The following is a 14,165-nucleotide window of genomic DNA, read 5'->3' on the forward strand; positions in this document are numbered from 1 at the left end:
AGCGGGGCCGTATCGGCCTGGCGCGAGGCGCCTGGCGAACTAGCTGGGAACCGGTGCGCGACCGGCCAATTCGATGAGGTGCTCCATCAGCACCAGCAGCGCGTTCTTGCAGGAATCGCGGCTGCGGGCGTCGCACAGCAGCACGGGGGTGTGCGGATCCAGGTCGAGGGCGTCGCGCACCTCCTCCACGGTGTAGCGGGGCGCGTCGTCGAAGCAGTTCACGCCGACCATGAACGGCACGCCGCGCCGTTCGAAGTAGTCCACGGCGGCAAAGGAATTGCTCAGCCGCCGGGTGTCGGCCAGCACCACCGCGCCGAGCGCGCCGCGCGAGAGCTCGTCCCACAGGAACCAGAACCGGTCCTGGCCGGGCGTGCCGAACAGGTAGAGCACCAGCTCCTGATCGATGGTGATGCGGCCGAAGTCCAGCGCCACCGTGGTGGTGTGCTTCTGCTCGACGCCGGACAGATCGTCGACCCCGCTGGACACCTCGGTGATCAACTCTTCGGTGCGCAGCGGGGTGATCTCGCTGATCGCCGACACCATCGTGGTCTTACCGACACCGAAGCCGCCGGCGATGAGGATCTTCACCGACGCCGCCAGCCGCGGGGTGTTCGGGTTGTGCAGGCCGTTGGCCTGGTCAAAGTTTTCGGATGCCATCCAGAACCGCTCGCAATACGTTGAGATCGCCGGGACCGGTCTCCGGTTGCACCGGTGACCGGAAGATCAGATGTCCCTCGCCGATCAAATCTCCGACAAGGATCTTGGTCACTGCCAAGGGAAGTTTCAAGTTGGCGGACACTTCCGCCACCGCCTGGGGAACCTTGCACAGGTGCACGATTCGGGCGTACTCCGGTTCGATCCGGCGCAGTGTGGGCGCCGGGTCGGTGGTCACGACCACCGTGAGTATGTCCAGATCGTGCCCCGCCCCCATGGTTCGCCCCCGCGTGAGTGCGTACGGCCGGACCAACGGCCCGGCCGCTTCATCGAACCAGGGTTCCCCCCTGCGCGTCATGGCAGACGGGCGGGGGTGGATAGATAGTTGCCGACGCGTTGCACGGTGACGTTCATTTCGTAGGCCACCATTCCTAGGTTCGCCGTTTCCGAAGCCTGCAGTGCCAGACAGGCATTGGTGCCCGCGGAGGTGACGAACAGGACCGCGCGGTCCAGCTCGATCACCGCCTGCCGGACCCCGCCGCCGTCGAAGCGGGCGCCCGCACTGCGGGCGAGCCCGTAGAGCGTGGAGGACATGGCGGCGAAATGTTCGGCGTCTTCTCGGCTCATGGCGGTGGAGCGGCCGAGCAGCAGGCCGTCGGTGGAGAGCACCACCGCGTGCCGAACTCCGGCCAGCCGGTCCACCAGATCATCCAGTAGCCAGTTCAGATCACCGGTTTGGGGAGCGGTCACCGTAGCCTTCCTGTTCTTGTTGGCCGGCGGGGTGGGCGCGCCGCCCCTGCCGGGTTCCGTTCTCGATGGCGGACATCAGATCTCGGGCCTGCTCGGCCGTGCGGGCGCGTTCCACCAGCGGGGTGGGCGCGGTCGCGGGCGGCGGCTGCTGGGCCAGCTGCGGCGCCAGGTTGGCCTGGCGGCTGCGGCGCGGCAGCAGCGGCCGGCCGTCGGGGCCGACGCCGCCCTCGGTGCGCGGCGGCAGTCCGAGCGCGGTATCGGTGACCTCGGAGCGCGGCGGCACATAGGTCGACTCCACGCGCGGCGGTGCGCCGAAGGTCGAGTTGTCGGCCTGCGCGGGCAGATTCAGCGAGGAGGTGAGCCGCGGCCGCTCCACCGCGGGCGGCGGCGGGTAGGCCGGCGGTGCGGTCATGACCGCCGCCGGTTCGGACTCCAGCGCGCGCACCGGCGCGGCCTCGGGCAGCGATTCGCCGGTGAACTGCACCGACTGGCGGTAGCGCCGGCCCGGCTCGGGCAGCGACGGTTCCGCCAGGGCGACAGCGGAATCGGGCGCCAGGATGGCCGAGGGGATGAGCACGATCGCGCGGATGCCGCCGTAGTCGGAATCCGAGAGCCGCACCGAGACGCCGTGCCGCGCCGCGAGCTGGGCCACCACGAACAGGCCCAGGCGCGAGTCCACCGAGAGCGCCGCGACGCCGAAATCCGGTGGGTTGCGCAGCATCTCGTTGACCCGGGCGAGCTCGCCCTCGGGCATGCCCATGCCCTGGTCGGTGATCTCGACGACCAGGCCCTTGCCGACCACGTTGCCGAACACCTCGACCCGCGACTGCGGCGGGGAGAAGGAGGTGGCGTTGTCGACCAGCTCGGCGAGCAGGTGGATGAGGTCGGCCACGACCGAGCCCATGATGTGCGCCTCGGGCAGGCGCGAGACCCGCACCCGGGCGTAGTCGACGGTCTCGCCGACCGCGGAGCGCACCAGGTCGATCAGGGCGACCGGGCTGCGCCACTGGCGGCCGGGCTGGCCGCCGCCCAGGATGATCAGGTTCTCGGCGTTGCGCCGTTCGCGGGTGGCCAGGTGATCCAGGCGGAACAGGGTCTCCAGCAGCGCCGGATCCTCCTGCCGGTTCTCGGCCTCGTCCAGGATCTCCAGCTGCCGGTGCACCACGATCTGGCTGCGGTGCGCGATATTGAGGAACACCGCCTGCACGCCCTCGCGGGTGCGGGCCTCGGCGATGGCGCCGGTCACGGCCGCGGCGTGGGCCTGCTCGAACGCCTTGGCCACCTGGCCGATCTCGTCGGAGCCGAAGTCCAGGTTCGCCGATTCCTGCTCGGGATCGACCTTCTCGCCGGTGCGCAGGCGCGACATCAGTTCCGGCAGCCGGTCGTTGGCCAGCGCCAGGGTCTCACCGCGCAGCAGCTTGAGGCGGCGGATGATCCGGTTGGCCAGGACCAGGGCGATCAGGAAGGCGATGATGCTGACCAGGACCACGGCCGCGCCGCCGTAGGCCGAGCGGGCCTCGTTGTCCTTGCCGAGTTCGCGGGCCTGGCCGTGCGCGTGCGAGTTCTGGTTGACCCAGAGCTGGGTCAGCGCCTTGTTGACCTGGGTGGCCGACTCGTTCCACTCCTGACCCGAGAGCGGCAGCGCCGCCTCGGTGCGCCGGGCGGCGGGGGTGGTGGTGTCCATGAACCGTTGCGCGATGGCGGTTTCCATGACGGACAGGCGCTGCCAGGCGGTGCTGTTGATGATCTCGGTGGCCGAGGCGACCTGGTCGCTGTCCAGGTCGGCGGCGAGGAAGTTGACCTCGGTGCGGTAGAAGCCGACCTGGCGGCTGAACTCGTCGATCGGGATGATGGGCTGCTCGGCCTGCAGGTTGGCCGCGGCCACCGCGTAGCTGCGCGACATGGCCTCGCCGGCGAACAGGATGCGCACCGATTCGGTGAGCTCGGTCGCGGTCTCGGAGTTCGGGGCGGTCTCCTGGGCGATCTGCGCGCCGATGCTGATCACGTCGATCAGCTTGTTGAAGAAGCCGTAGGTCTCGAGCGGGGGCAGCATGCCCACGTCGATGGCGCCGCGCGCCTGGCCGACCGCGGTGGCGAGCTTGTCGGAGTCCTCGAACTTGCCCTCGAGCTTGGCCGGGTCGATCTTGACCAGGCCCTTGGACACCTCGACGACGTTCTTCATGGCGTTGTCGAGCCGGACCCGGGCCGCGGTGATCGCAGGCCCCAGGGTGTCGTCGCCGGCCATCCGCAGCAGCGTGAGGTGGCGTTCCTGCTGGATGCCCGCCATCATCTCGGCACACGGTTCGATCACGCGCGACATCTCGGTCGCCCAATTTTTGGCGTAATTGCCCTGTCGTACCAGGTATCCGGCTGCGGTGACGCCGACCACGAGCAGAGTCAAACTCGGGATGAGCGCGATCGCCAGAATCCGGGCGCGGACGCCGAGCCTCGCTCTGAACATTGGCACAACGTAATGCAGTCAAACCGGCATAAGGGATTCGGATTCCGGTGAGCGGGACCCGATTTGACAAAGCGGCACGCGCGTGTTCCTGAAACCTCCGTTTTGTGGGTTTGCACCGAGCTTTGTTCTGCCCCATGGTGATTCGTCACCGCGCACAAAAGGGATGTGCAGGGTTCCCGGGTCGGGGTGTACCGGCGTGGCGCGCGACAGCGTAGATTGTGTGTACCCGCCAGTAACTACAAAACGAGGAGGCGACGAATGCCCGCCCCTGATGCCGGAGTCTTCGAGCGACTGGGCGCGCTCGCGGCGATCGACGATCCCGCGGCCCGCTCCCGCAAGACCATCGCCGAGACCTTCACCGGTGACGTGCTGGGCAGCGTGCCCGTCGGCACCGCCGACGACGTCGCCGCCGCGTTCGAGAAGGCCAGGAAGGCGCAGGCCCGATGGGCGGCGCTGCCCGTCGCCGAGCGCGCAGCCGTGCTCACGCGCTACCGCGAACTGGTCATCGAACGCCGCGAACACCTCATGGACGTGATCCAGGCCGAGACCGGCAAGGCGCGCTGGGCGGCCCAGGAAGAAGTGATGGGCCTGATGTTCGCGGCCCGCTACTTCGCCAAGGCCGCGCCCAAGCTGCTGTCCGCGCAGTCGGTGCCCGGCGCCTTCCCGGTGCTGAACCGGGCCGCGGTCAGCGCGCAGCCCAAGGGCGTGGTCGGCGTCATCGCGCCGTGGAACTACCCGATGCTGCTCTCGATCGGCGACTCCATCCCGGCTCTGCTGGCCGGCAACGCCGTCGTGGTCAAGCCCGACAGCCAGACCCCGTACTCGGCGCTGGCCAGCGCCGAGCTGCTCTACCAGGCCGGCCTGCCGCGCGATCTGCTCGCCGTGGTCACCGGCCCCGGCACCGTGGTCGGCACGGCCATCGTCGACAAGTGCGACTACCTGATGTTCACCGGCTCCTCGGCCACCGGCCGGGCGCTGGCCCAGCAGTGCGGCGCCCGCCTGATCGGCTTCTCGGCCGAGCTGGGCGGCAAGAACCCGATGATCGTCACCAAGGGCGCGGATCTGGCCAAGGCCGCCAAGGCCGCCGTGCGCGCCTGCTTCTCCAACGCCGGGCAGCTCTGCATCTCGATCGAGCGGCTCTATGTCGAGGAGTCGGTGGCCGCGGAGTTCACCGAGAAGTTCGTCGCCGCCGTGCGGGCGGCCAAGCTCGGCGCGTCCTACGACTATTCCGCCGACATCGGCAGCCTGATCTCCGAAGCGCAACTGGAGACGGTCACCAAGCACGTCGCCGACGCCACCGCCAAGGGCGCGGAGGTGCTCGCCGGCGGCCAGGCCCGCCCGGATCTGGGCCCGCTGTTCTTCGAGCCGACCGTGCTCTCCAAGGTCACCGACGAGATGACCTGCGGCCGCGAGGAGACCTTCGGCCCGCTGGTCTCGATCTACCCGGTGCGCGACGTGGAAGAGGCCATCCGGCTGGCCAACGACACCGAGTACGGCCTCAACGCCAGCGTCTGGGCGTCGAGCAAGTCCGAGGGCGAGCGGATCGCCCAGCGCCTGCACGCCGGCACCGTCTGCGTCGACGAGGGCTACGCCCCGGCGTGGGGCACCACGGGCGCGCCGATGGGCGGCATGGGCATCTCCGGCGTCGGCCGCCGGCACGGCCCCGACGGCCTGCTCAAGTTCACCGAACCGCAGACCGTCGTGGTCACCCGGTTCCTGAATCTGGACGCCCCGCCACTGGTGCCGCAGGACAAGTGGCAGCCGTTCCTGATGTCGGTGGCGCGCGTCATCCGGTTCCTGCCGGGACGGTAGCGGACGGAGCTTGCGGAGCCGGCGGGGTGCACAACCACCGCGGGCCGGCCGACTCGGTCTGCGGCGAGTCGGCCGGCGCGGCAGGTAATGCATCGGGGGCGCGGTTGCCAAGGACCGTGCCGCCCGATCATCACCGGGTCTCAGGTGAGCTCGTCGGCTCCCGTGCGCGGCGGCGGCAGCGCCGCCAGGGTGGACAGTTCGACCTCGGTCAGCAGCCGCGAGCGGATGAGGAACCGCACGCCCTCGGGCGCCTCCAGCGAGAATCCGCTGCCGCGGCCCTCCACCACGTCCACCGTCAGGTGCGTGTGCTTCCAGAGCTGGAACTGATCACCGCTCATCCAGAATTCGGTGTGCCAGGCCAGGTGCCCGAGCAGCACATCGGCGGCGCCGACGTGGAATTCCCGGGACGGGAAGCACATCGGCGAACTGCCGTCACAGCAGCCGCCGGACTGGTGGAACAGCACCGGTCCGTGTTGCTCGATCAGGCGGCGCAGCATGGCCCGCGCGGCGTCGGTCATTCCTACCCGGTGGACTCTGCTGTGCATCTGGCGCATCCGGTTCTGCATCAGAAGAACCCGAGCTTGGTGGGGGAGTAGCTCACAAGCAGGTTCTTCGTTTGCTGGTAGTGCTCGAGCATCATCTTGTGGTTCTCCCGTCCTATGCCGGACTTCTTGTACCCGCCGAACGCCGCGTGAGCCGGATAGGCGTGGTAGCAATTGGTCCACACTCGGCCCGCCTTGATCGCACGGCCCATCCGGTACGCGGTGTTCCCGTCCCGCGTCCACACGCCCGCGCCCAGCCCGTAGAGGGTGTCGTTGGCGATCCGGACCGCTTCCGCCGTGGTGTCGAAGCGGGTGACCGCCACCACCGGTCCGAAGATCTCCTCCTGGAAGATGCGCATCGAGTTGCTGCCCTCGAAGATGGTCGGCTGGATGTAGTAGCCGCCGGGCAGTCCCTCGACTTTGCGTGCTTCCCCTCCGGTGAGCACGCGGGCGCCTTCCTGGCGGCCGATGTCGATGTAGGACAGGATCTTCTCGTATTGGTCGTTGCTGGCCTGTGCTCCGATCATGGTGCTGTCGTCGAGCGGGTTGCCGCCCGTGATGGCCCGGGTGCGCGCGACGCAGCGCTCCATGAACTCGTCGTAGATGGAGCTGTGCACCAGCGCGCGCGACGGGCAGGTGCACACTTCGCCCTGGTTCAGCGCGAACATCACGAAACCCTCGACGGCCTTGTCCAGGAATTCGTCGTCGGCGGCCAGGACGTCGGGCAGGAAGATGTTGGGGCTCTTGCCGCCCAGCTCCAGGCTCACCGGGATGATGTTCTCGCTGGCGTACTGCAGGATCAACCGGCCGGTGGTGGTCTCGCCGGTGAAGGCGATCTTGGCCACCCGCGGGCTCGACGCCAGCGGTTTGCCTGCCTCCACACCGAATCCGTTGACCACGTTGAGCACGCCGGGCGGCAACAGGTCGGCGATCAATTCCACCACGAGCAGAATCGAGGCCGGGGTCTGTTCGGCGGGTTTGAGCACCACGCAGTTGCCGGCCGCGAGGGCGGGCGCCAGCTTCCAGGCCGCCATCAGGATGGGGAAGTTCCACGGGATGATCTGGCCGACCACGCCCAGCGGTTCGTGGAAGTGATAGGCGATGGTGTCGGCATCGATCTCCGCGACGCTCCCCTCCTGAGCGCGGAGGGCCCCGGCGAAGTACCGGAAGTGGTCGACGGCCAGCGGTAGGTCCGCGGCCAGGGTCTCGCGGACGGGTTTGCCGTTGTCCCAGGTCTCGGCGACCGCCAGCGGCTCCAGGCTGTTCTCGATGCGGTCGGCGATCCGGTTCAGGATGTTGGCGCGCTCGGTCGGGGAGGTGGCGGCCCAGCCCTCGGCGGCCCGGTGCGCGGCCTCCAGGGCCATATCGATGTCGGCGGCGGTGGAACGCGCCACGGCACAGAAGGTTTCGCCGTCCACCGGCGAGGGGTTGTCGAAGTAGCGTCCCTCGATCGGAGGTGCCCAGTCGCCGGCGATGAAGTTGTCGTAGCGGGTGGCGTACCCGACGATGGCGTTATCGGACCCTGGCTTGGCATAGATCATGGCGCTCGCTCCTCACGGAAACCTCGTGCGGCAACTATTGCGCGCAAAGGTTGGAACGAGGTTGGTGCGCTCGAGTCCGCGCGCGAGCCCACGGCCGCCACCGGGCGGCGGCCGGATCCTAGTGCCGCAGAGCGGTATGCAACCGTGCGTTGACGACCGCCCGGCGCACGTCATCGTGGGGGAGCAGGCGCAGGGCGTGCTCGTGGATCTCGATGTCGTCGGGGGCGCGCTCGCCGAAGGACACCGCGTGTTCGGGGCGGTCGCTGGCCAGCACGGCGGTGCGGACGCCGACGTCGAGGTAGTCGCGCCACTCCAGCACGCCCGGGGTATCCGAACCCGGCAGCAGCGGACCGCGATAGAGCCATACCGCGGCGCTGGTGTCGCCGGAGTGGATGGCCGCCAGCAGGTCCACCGCGTCGCAGGACAGCGGGCCGGTCAGGGTGTAGCGGCGGTTGGCGATCTCGCCGCCGGTGGCCCGGCGCAGATGGGAGACATCGGCTTTGAGCGTGCCGATGGACACCGGCCGGTCGCCGTAGACCGCGGCGTGCAACTGATCGGGGGTGTAGCCGTCGGGTTCCAGGGCGAGCAGCGCCAGGATCTCGAGCTGGCGCGGCGGCAGCGGCACCGGCCGCCCCTCGCGCAACAGCCGTGCGGTGCCCAGGCATTCCAGGCGCACGCCCGCGCGCGGCACGGGATCGCTGGCGCCCAGCATGGTTTCGGCCGCCGTCGCCAGCGCCCGCACCGAGGTCATCACCGCCGGATGCGACCGCTCCCAGCGGCTGGACAGATCGAGCACGCCGAGCCGGCGGCCGTCGGGTCCGTGGATCGGCGCGGAGTAGCAGACCCAGCCGTGCAGCGCGGCGACCAGATGCTCGGCGGAGAACACCGTCACCGGGCTGTCGGTGTGCAGCGCCAGCGACAAACCGTTGGTGCCCATGTGGCTTTCGTCCCAGCAGCCGCCGGGGGCGAAGTTCACCGACTCGCCCTGGCGCCGGATGGTGCGGTCGCCACAGGTCCACACGATGGTGCCGGTGTCGTCGGTAACCGCGGCCACGTACCCGGCCTCGGTGGTGACCGCCCGCAACTGCTCGGCGAGCGCCGTGATCGGGCGCCGCAGCGGCGATTCGGCCCAGCGGTCGGCGACGTCGTCCAGGCCCGGCGCGACGGTGCGCGCCGGGTCGACGGTGTGCAGCGAGCGCTGCCAGGACTGCGCTACCTCATTGCGTAGCAAGGGTGTCCGGGGCTTCAGGCGGGCAGCGGTCGACGTGGACGTGGCCCACCTGGACCATTCCTTTTCCAGTTCTGCGCGTTGCTGGTTGAGGTTGGGGAACAGGGCCACCTCGGAAAACCTCATCGTCGGAAGGATCGAGCGACTCACATTCGTGCTCACATCATGGCGTATGCATGGCTGCCGCGCGGAACTTTCGTGGCCCGCTCGACGCGCGACGGCCGACCGTCCTACCCCCGCGCGCGGCTAGTAAACGTCCGGCTATCCTTTGCCGATCGCTAGCGAACACCGCGGCGGCAGTGTCATCTCAGCGCTACCTCAGCTCGATTCACCTCTCGTGCACATTCGAACGCATAAGGGAGCACATGGTCAGCAGGCAGGGTAGGAAAGGCCTCGCGCGCAAGGCCTTCGGTCTCGGGGTTCTCGTGCTCGCCGCGTGGTGCGGCGCTCCGCCCGCGCACGCGGAGACCTTCCTCGCGCTACCGGACGGGAAGATCACCCGCGATCTCGGCGACGGCACGCTGGTCACGGTGCGGCTCACCGGCGAATCCGCCAAGCTCAATCCCGGTCTGGTGGCCGGGCGGCGCAATCTGTGGGTGAGCGGGCGCGGCGGCGTCGAGGTGTCGGGCGCCGACGCGGCGGACGCGGCGATGAAGATCTATCCCGGCTACGTCGTGGCCTGTCAGGCCGATATCGACGCGCTGTCCGCGGTCGGCAACAGCGCGGTCGCGCTGGCGGGCAACGACACTCCGGAACGTTCGCGCATGATCACGCTGGCCTCCGGGCGCACCATCGCGCGGTATCTGCTCGACATCCGGCCCCGCGAGGAGGCCTCGGTGCCCGGGCGGGTGTACCACCAGGTGATCGGCCGGCAGGGCAGCGTCACCTGGACCGACGAGCCGTTCAGCATCGACGGCTGCAACGGCGGCACCACGCGGGCCCGGTCCTTCGTGCGGGTCGACATCAGCACCGCGCACGCCGAATCCCGGGTGACGCTGTGGGGCGAGCCCTTCAATATCGGCTGAGCACGCGCGCGGCGCCCGTCCGAGCTGGACGGGCGCCGCGGTCGATCGCGAAGCGGGCCTTACTTGTTGAGGAAGATGCCTGCCACGTCGGCGTTCTTGATCGGGGTCTCGGCATTGCGCTGAGCGCCGCAGAGCAGATCGACCGAGACCAGCGTCGCGTCCACCACGGTGCCCGCGGGCTCGTTCTCCTGCCCGGTCTGCTGCTTTACGAACTTGGTGATCGTCACCCGCTTGGTGTCCGGATCCTGTGTGACGTACTCGCTGCAGGGGGTGTCGCCGCCCCGGTTGAGCGCCGTCTGGATATCGGTGCAGCCGGCGAGCAGCACCGCGACCGCCACAACCGCGAGACCGGTGCCTGGTTTCATCTTTCCTCCTGGTGACCTGGGGCCGGACAACCCCTGGAGCCTAGATCACGCCTGGCCGGTCTCGAAGCGGCTGATTTTGCCGTCGCGCACGGTGAATCGCCAGTTCGTGCGCATCGAGCCCCAGCGGGAATTGGTGTAATCGGCGACCAATTCGCGACCGTTGCCGGTCACGGATTCGATTTTCATCCGGCCGTTGCTGTCGAAGATTTCCCTGGAGGTCCACTGACCGATATTGCGCGTGACACCGTCGTCGGACATCGTCGCGTCCTCGGTCAGCAGTGCGAACAACCGATCGTGATCATGGGCGTTGAGCGCGTCGACGAACTCTCCGACCACCGGATCCAGTTGCGGTGCGGTCATCTGATCAACCCTTCGAATCGTCTTGCGCGGGTATGAGCAGCTAATAATCAGCACTCACTGTAGGCCCCGGATGCTGTCAATCCGTCGCGACGCGGCGGGCGTTTTCCGGCCGGGACGCATGAGCCGCCGCCCGGGCGGGTATCGCCTCCCGAAAACGATCACGCGAAATACGGGAGGATGTGTATGACCGAGATCCGTCATCGCCGGGTGACCGTGGACGGAATCGATACCTTCTATCGGGAGGCGGGTCCGCCGGACGGTCCGATTGTGCTGCTGCCGCACGGATATCCGTCGTCGTCGTTCGCATTCCGCGCGCTCATGCCCGCGCTGGCCGATGGCTGGCGCACCGTGGCGCCGGATTTCCCCGGCTTCGGTTACAGCGCGGCGCCGCCCGATTTCTCCTACACCTTCGACGGATACGCCGAATTCCTGCTGCGCTTCACCGAGGTGCTCGACCTGCGCGAATATGTGATCTACCTGCATGATTACGGCTCGCAATTCGGTTTGCGGCTGGCCATGGCCGCGCCGGAGCGGGTGCGCGGGCTGGTGATCCAGAACGGGGACATCTACGAGGATCAGCACGGCCCGAAATACGCCCCGCTGAAACGGTTCTGGAACGATCCGACGCCGGCCGGAAAGGAAGCGCTGGCGGCGGGGGTCAGCCTCGCGGGTTTCCGCGACGAATTCCGCGGCGAGTTGCCCGAGCCGCTGGCCGACCAGGTCAGTCCCGATCTGTGGACGCTGGCCTGGGCGGTGACGAATACGCCCGAGCGGCGCGCGCATCTGGTGGAACTGCTCGCCGATCAGCGCCACACCGTGGCGTGGTTCGCCCGCGAGCAGCGTTATCTGCGCGAGCACCGCCCGCCCACGCTGATCGTGTGGGGACGTCATGACGGCTATATGCCCGAGGGCGCGGCGCGCGCTTATCACCGCGATCATCCGGGCGCCGAACTCCACGTTCTCGACGGCGGGCACTGGCTGCTGGAGACCCACGCCGCCGAGGTCGCGGCGCTGCTGCGAAAGTTTCTGGAGCGCCTCTCGATCAATTATGTCTAGCCGCGTGATTATGTGATTTGAGTCACTCCTGCCGCAGCATTTTGTCGGTGCGGCATGGCAGGGTGTCCGGCATGCCTGCAACCGATTTCGCCGTTCCGACCACCACCGATACCGAGGTCATCAGAATCCTCGGCGCCCGTGAGCACAATCTGCGCAATGTGTCGCTGGAGATTCCCAAGAACAAGATCACCGTTTTCACCGGCGTCTCGGGCTCGGGCAAGTCCTCGATCGTTTTCGACACCATCGCCGTGGAATCGCAGCGGCAGCTGTACGCCACCTTTCCGGCGTTCATCCTGAACTTCCTGCCGCGCTACGAACGCCCGCACGCGGAGGCGATCGAGGGGCTGAACGCGCCGGTGATCATCGATCAGCAGCCGGTGGGCGGCGGGCCGCGGTCGACGGTGGGCACCATGACCGACATCTACTCGATGGTGCGGGCGATGTTCGCGCGCTTCGGCGCACCGTCCTCGGGGCTGGTCTACGACTACTCGTTCAACGTGCCCCAGGGCATGTGCCCGGATTGCGACGGGCTCGGCTTCCGCGCGCAGGCCGACCCGGACCGCCTGGTCGACCGGAGCAAGTCGCTGAACGAGGGCGCGATCCTGCTGCCCGCGCACGCGCCGGGCAGCGGCGACTGGCAGATGTACGGCAGTTCCGGCCGGTTCGACCCGGACAAGAAACTCGCCGACTACACCGACGCCGAATGGCAGGACTTCCTCTACGGCAGCGGCGGGCAGGTGGAACTGACCTTCGCCAAGGGGTCGTGGAAAGCGAATTACGAAGGGCTGGCGGCGAAGTTCACCCGCACCCGCCTGCAACGCGACACCTCGGCGCTGAGCGAGAAGACGCGTGAGCAGATCGCCAAATTCCTCACCGAGGGCATCTGCGGCACCTGCCAGGGCGCCCGGCTCAGCGCGGCGGCGCTGGCCACCCGGATCGACGGCCGCAATATCGCCGACTGGTCACGCATGCAGATCACCGACCTGCTGACGGTGCTCGACGAGATCACCGACCCGGCGGCGCTGGGCCTGGCCGAGGCGATCGGCACCGCGCTGCGCCGCGTCAGCGATATCGGGCTGGGCTACCTGAGCCTGGATCGGGCCACCTCGACGCTGTCCGGCGGCGAGGGCCAGCGGCTGAAGATGATCAAGCACCTGTCCTCGACGCTGGTCGGGCTCACCTACATCTTCGACGAGCCGAGCGTCGGCCTGCATCCGCGCGACGTGGGCCGGCTCAACGATCTGCTGCGGGCGTTGCGGGACAAGGGAAACACCGTGCTGGTGGTCGAGCACGATCCCGATGTCATCCAGATCGCCGACCACATCGTCGATGTCGGCCCGCGCGCCGGCGTGCACGGCGGGCAGGTGGTGTTCCAGGGCAGTTTCGCCGAACTGCGCACCGCCGACACCCCGACCGGGGCCGGTCTGCGCCGCCCGTTCCGGGTGAAGGAGAGCTTCCGCGCCGCCACCGGTGAGCTGCTGATCGAGCACGCGAGCGTGCACAACCTCAAGGACGTCACCGTCGCGATCCCGACGGGCATCCTCACCTCGATCACCGGCGTCGCCGGGTCGGGCAAGAGCTCGCTGATCCGGGACGTGTTCGTGCGCGAGCACCCCGAGGCGATCTTCGTCGACCAGTCCGCCATCGGCGCCTCCTCGCGCTCCACCCCCGCCACCTACCTGGGCCTGATGGATCCGATCCGCAAGCTCTTCGCCAAGGCCAGCGGTCAGACGCCGGGTCTGTTCAGCTTCAACTCCGAGGGCGCCTGCAAGCAGTGCGAGGGCCGGGGCGTGATCATCACCGAGATCGCCTACATGGATCCGGTCACCACGCACTGCGACGCCTGCGACGGCCGCCGCTTCTCCGAGGAGGTGCTGGTGCACCGGTTACGCGGCAAGTCCATCGCCGACGTGCTCGAACTCTCGGCCGAGGAGGCGCTGGCGTTCTTCACCGAGAAGGCACTGAATGCCAAGTTGCGCACCATGAACGAGGTCGGACTGGATTACCTGAGCCTCGGTCAGGCGATGAGCACGCTGTCCGGCGGTGAGCGCCAGCGCATCAAACTCGCGACGCAGCTGGGCAATACCGGCTCGGTGTACGTGCTGGACGAGCCGACCACCGGCCTGCACATGTCCGACGTCGACACCCTGCTCGCCCTGATGGACAACCTGGTCGAGCGCGGCAACACCGTCGTGGTCATCGAACACAACCTCGACGTGGTCGCCCACTCCGACTGGGTGATCGATCTCGGGCCCGACGGCGGCAAGGCGGGCGGTGAGATCGTCTGCACCGGAACACCGGCCGAGCTGCTGGCCCACCCCACCTCGCTGACCGGCGAGTACCTGCGCAAGTACAAGGCGGCGTGACCGGC

At 68.5% G+C, this 14,165-nt stretch carries 13 protein-coding genes; 4 read left to right on the forward strand and 9 right to left on the reverse strand.

Going from position 1 to position 14,165, the window contains the following annotated elements; translation table 11 throughout:
• Positions 1 to 39: 39 nt before the first annotated feature.
• Genes AB0I43_RS25080 through AB0I43_RS25095 form a run of 4 tightly spaced genes read right to left on the reverse strand, consistent with a single transcriptional unit; the run spans position 40 to position 3,865 of the window.
• Entirely contained in the window at positions 40 to 657 is a 618-nt protein-coding gene (locus AB0I43_RS25080) for an ATP/GTP-binding protein (protein WP_356974329.1), read from the reverse strand.
• Positions 638 to 1,012, reverse strand: a complete 375-nt coding sequence (locus tag AB0I43_RS25085; protein WP_356974328.1) for a DUF742 domain-containing protein — start codon at positions 1,010 to 1,012, stop codon at positions 638 to 640. The genes AB0I43_RS25080 and AB0I43_RS25085 overlap by 20 nt, the downstream gene beginning before the upstream one ends.
• Positions 1,009 to 1,404, reverse strand: a complete 396-nt coding sequence (locus AB0I43_RS25090) for a roadblock/LC7 domain-containing protein (RefSeq protein ID WP_194813600.1) — start codon at positions 1,402 to 1,404, stop codon at positions 1,009 to 1,011. The genes AB0I43_RS25085 and AB0I43_RS25090 overlap by 4 nt, the downstream gene beginning before the upstream one ends.
• Positions 1,382 to 3,865 (reverse strand): nitrate- and nitrite sensing domain-containing protein, encoded by a 2,484-nt coding sequence (locus AB0I43_RS25095; RefSeq protein ID WP_356974327.1) that lies wholly within the window; start codon positions 3,863 to 3,865, stop codon positions 1,382 to 1,384. Before AB0I43_RS25095 ends, AB0I43_RS25090 begins: the two co-directional genes overlap by 23 nt.
• A 216-nt stretch (positions 3,866 to 4,081) precedes the next feature.
• Here AB0I43_RS25095 and AB0I43_RS25100 point away from each other — a divergent pair, with 216 nt between their 5' ends.
• A complete protein-coding gene (locus AB0I43_RS25100) occupies positions 4,082 to 5,677 on the forward strand; it encodes a succinic semialdehyde dehydrogenase (RefSeq protein WP_356974326.1) in 1,596 nt (531 codons plus the stop codon).
• A gap of 140 nt (positions 5,678 to 5,817) precedes the next feature.
• On the opposite strand, the gene AB0I43_RS25105 is transcribed toward AB0I43_RS25100, so the two are convergent.
• From AB0I43_RS25105 to AB0I43_RS25115, 3 genes are all read right to left on the reverse strand, one after another.
• Complete coding sequence (locus tag AB0I43_RS25105; RefSeq protein WP_356974325.1) at positions 5,818 to 6,222, reverse strand: DUF779 domain-containing protein; 405 nt, start codon at positions 6,220 to 6,222, stop codon at positions 5,818 to 5,820.
• 20 nt (positions 6,223 to 6,242) lie between these two features.
• A complete protein-coding gene (adh, locus tag AB0I43_RS25110; protein WP_356974324.1) occupies positions 6,243 to 7,760 on the reverse strand; it encodes an aldehyde dehydrogenase in 1,518 nt (505 codons plus the stop codon).
• A 118-nt stretch (positions 7,761 to 7,878) separates the two neighbouring features.
• The gene (locus AB0I43_RS25115; RefSeq protein ID WP_356974323.1) at positions 7,879 to 9,114 is read right to left on the reverse strand and encodes a transcriptional regulator; all 1,236 of its coding nucleotides are present in this window, start codon (positions 9,112 to 9,114) and stop codon (positions 7,879 to 7,881) included.
• A gap of 239 nt (positions 9,115 to 9,353) precedes the next feature.
• On the opposite strand from AB0I43_RS25115, the gene AB0I43_RS25120 reads away from it, so the two are divergent.
• Complete coding sequence (locus AB0I43_RS25120) at positions 9,354 to 10,013, forward strand: MspA family porin (RefSeq protein ID WP_356974322.1); 660 nt, start codon at positions 9,354 to 9,356, stop codon at positions 10,011 to 10,013.
• A 59-nt stretch (positions 10,014 to 10,072) separates the two neighbouring features.
• Here the strand turns inward: AB0I43_RS25120 and AB0I43_RS25125 are convergent, their stop codons facing one another.
• Both AB0I43_RS25125 and AB0I43_RS25130 read right to left on the reverse strand, forming a co-directional pair.
• Positions 10,073 to 10,378, reverse strand: a complete 306-nt coding sequence (locus AB0I43_RS25125; protein WP_356974321.1) for a hypothetical protein — start codon at positions 10,376 to 10,378, stop codon at positions 10,073 to 10,075.
• A gap of 45 nt (positions 10,379 to 10,423) precedes the next feature.
• Positions 10,424 to 10,738, reverse strand: a complete 315-nt coding sequence (locus AB0I43_RS25130; RefSeq protein WP_356974320.1) for a nuclear transport factor 2 family protein — start codon at positions 10,736 to 10,738, stop codon at positions 10,424 to 10,426.
• A gap of 183 nt (positions 10,739 to 10,921) precedes the next feature.
• Between AB0I43_RS25130 and AB0I43_RS25135 the strand changes: the two genes are divergently transcribed.
• Positions 10,922 to 11,794, forward strand: coding sequence for an alpha/beta hydrolase (locus tag AB0I43_RS25135; protein ID WP_356974319.1), 873 nt, complete (start codon positions 10,922 to 10,924; stop codon positions 11,792 to 11,794).
• Between the two features lie 71 nt (positions 11,795 to 11,865).
• Positions 11,866 to 14,160, forward strand: a complete 2,295-nt coding sequence (locus tag AB0I43_RS25140) for an excinuclease ABC subunit UvrA (RefSeq protein ID WP_356974318.1) — start codon at positions 11,866 to 11,868, stop codon at positions 14,158 to 14,160.
• The last annotated feature ends 5 nt before the right edge of the window (positions 14,161 to 14,165 follow it).

The organism is Nocardia sp. NPDC050435, from assembly GCF_040655395.1.
Taxonomy (GTDB): Bacteria; Actinomycetota; Actinomycetes; order Mycobacteriales; family Mycobacteriaceae; genus Nocardia.

Excerpts from the sequence above, each read along its gene's own strand:
- AB0I43_RS25080 (WP_356974329.1), bottom strand. The coding sequence starts at position 657 with ATGGCATCCGAAAACTTTGACCAGGCCAACGGCCTGCACAACCCGAAC.
- AB0I43_RS25085 (WP_356974328.1), bottom strand. The coding sequence starts at position 1,012 with ATGACGCGCAGGGGGGAACCCTGGTTCGATGAAGCGGCCGGGCCGTTG.
- AB0I43_RS25095 (WP_356974327.1), bottom strand. The coding sequence starts at position 3,865 with ATGTTCAGAGCGAGGCTCGGCGTCCGCGCCCGGATTCTGGCGATCGCG.
- AB0I43_RS25105 (WP_356974325.1), bottom strand. The coding sequence starts at position 6,222 with ATGCACAGCAGAGTCCACCGGGTAGGAATGACCGACGCCGCGCGGGCC.
- adh (WP_356974324.1), bottom strand. The coding sequence starts at position 7,760 with ATGATCTATGCCAAGCCAGGGTCCGATAACGCCATCGTCGGGTACGCC.
- AB0I43_RS25115 (WP_356974323.1), bottom strand. The coding sequence starts at position 9,114 with ATGAGGTTTTCCGAGGTGGCCCTGTTCCCCAACCTCAACCAGCAACGC.
- AB0I43_RS25120 (WP_356974322.1), top strand. The coding sequence starts at position 9,354 with ATGGTCAGCAGGCAGGGTAGGAAAGGCCTCGCGCGCAAGGCCTTCGGT.
- AB0I43_RS25125 (WP_356974321.1), bottom strand. The coding sequence starts at position 10,378 with ATGAAACCAGGCACCGGTCTCGCGGTTGTGGCGGTCGCGGTGCTGCTC.
- AB0I43_RS25130 (WP_356974320.1), bottom strand. The coding sequence starts at position 10,738 with ATGACCGCACCGCAACTGGATCCGGTGGTCGGAGAGTTCGTCGACGCG.
- AB0I43_RS25135 (WP_356974319.1), top strand. The coding sequence starts at position 10,922 with ATGACCGAGATCCGTCATCGCCGGGTGACCGTGGACGGAATCGATACC.
- AB0I43_RS25140 (WP_356974318.1), top strand. The coding sequence starts at position 11,866 with ATGCCTGCAACCGATTTCGCCGTTCCGACCACCACCGATACCGAGGTC.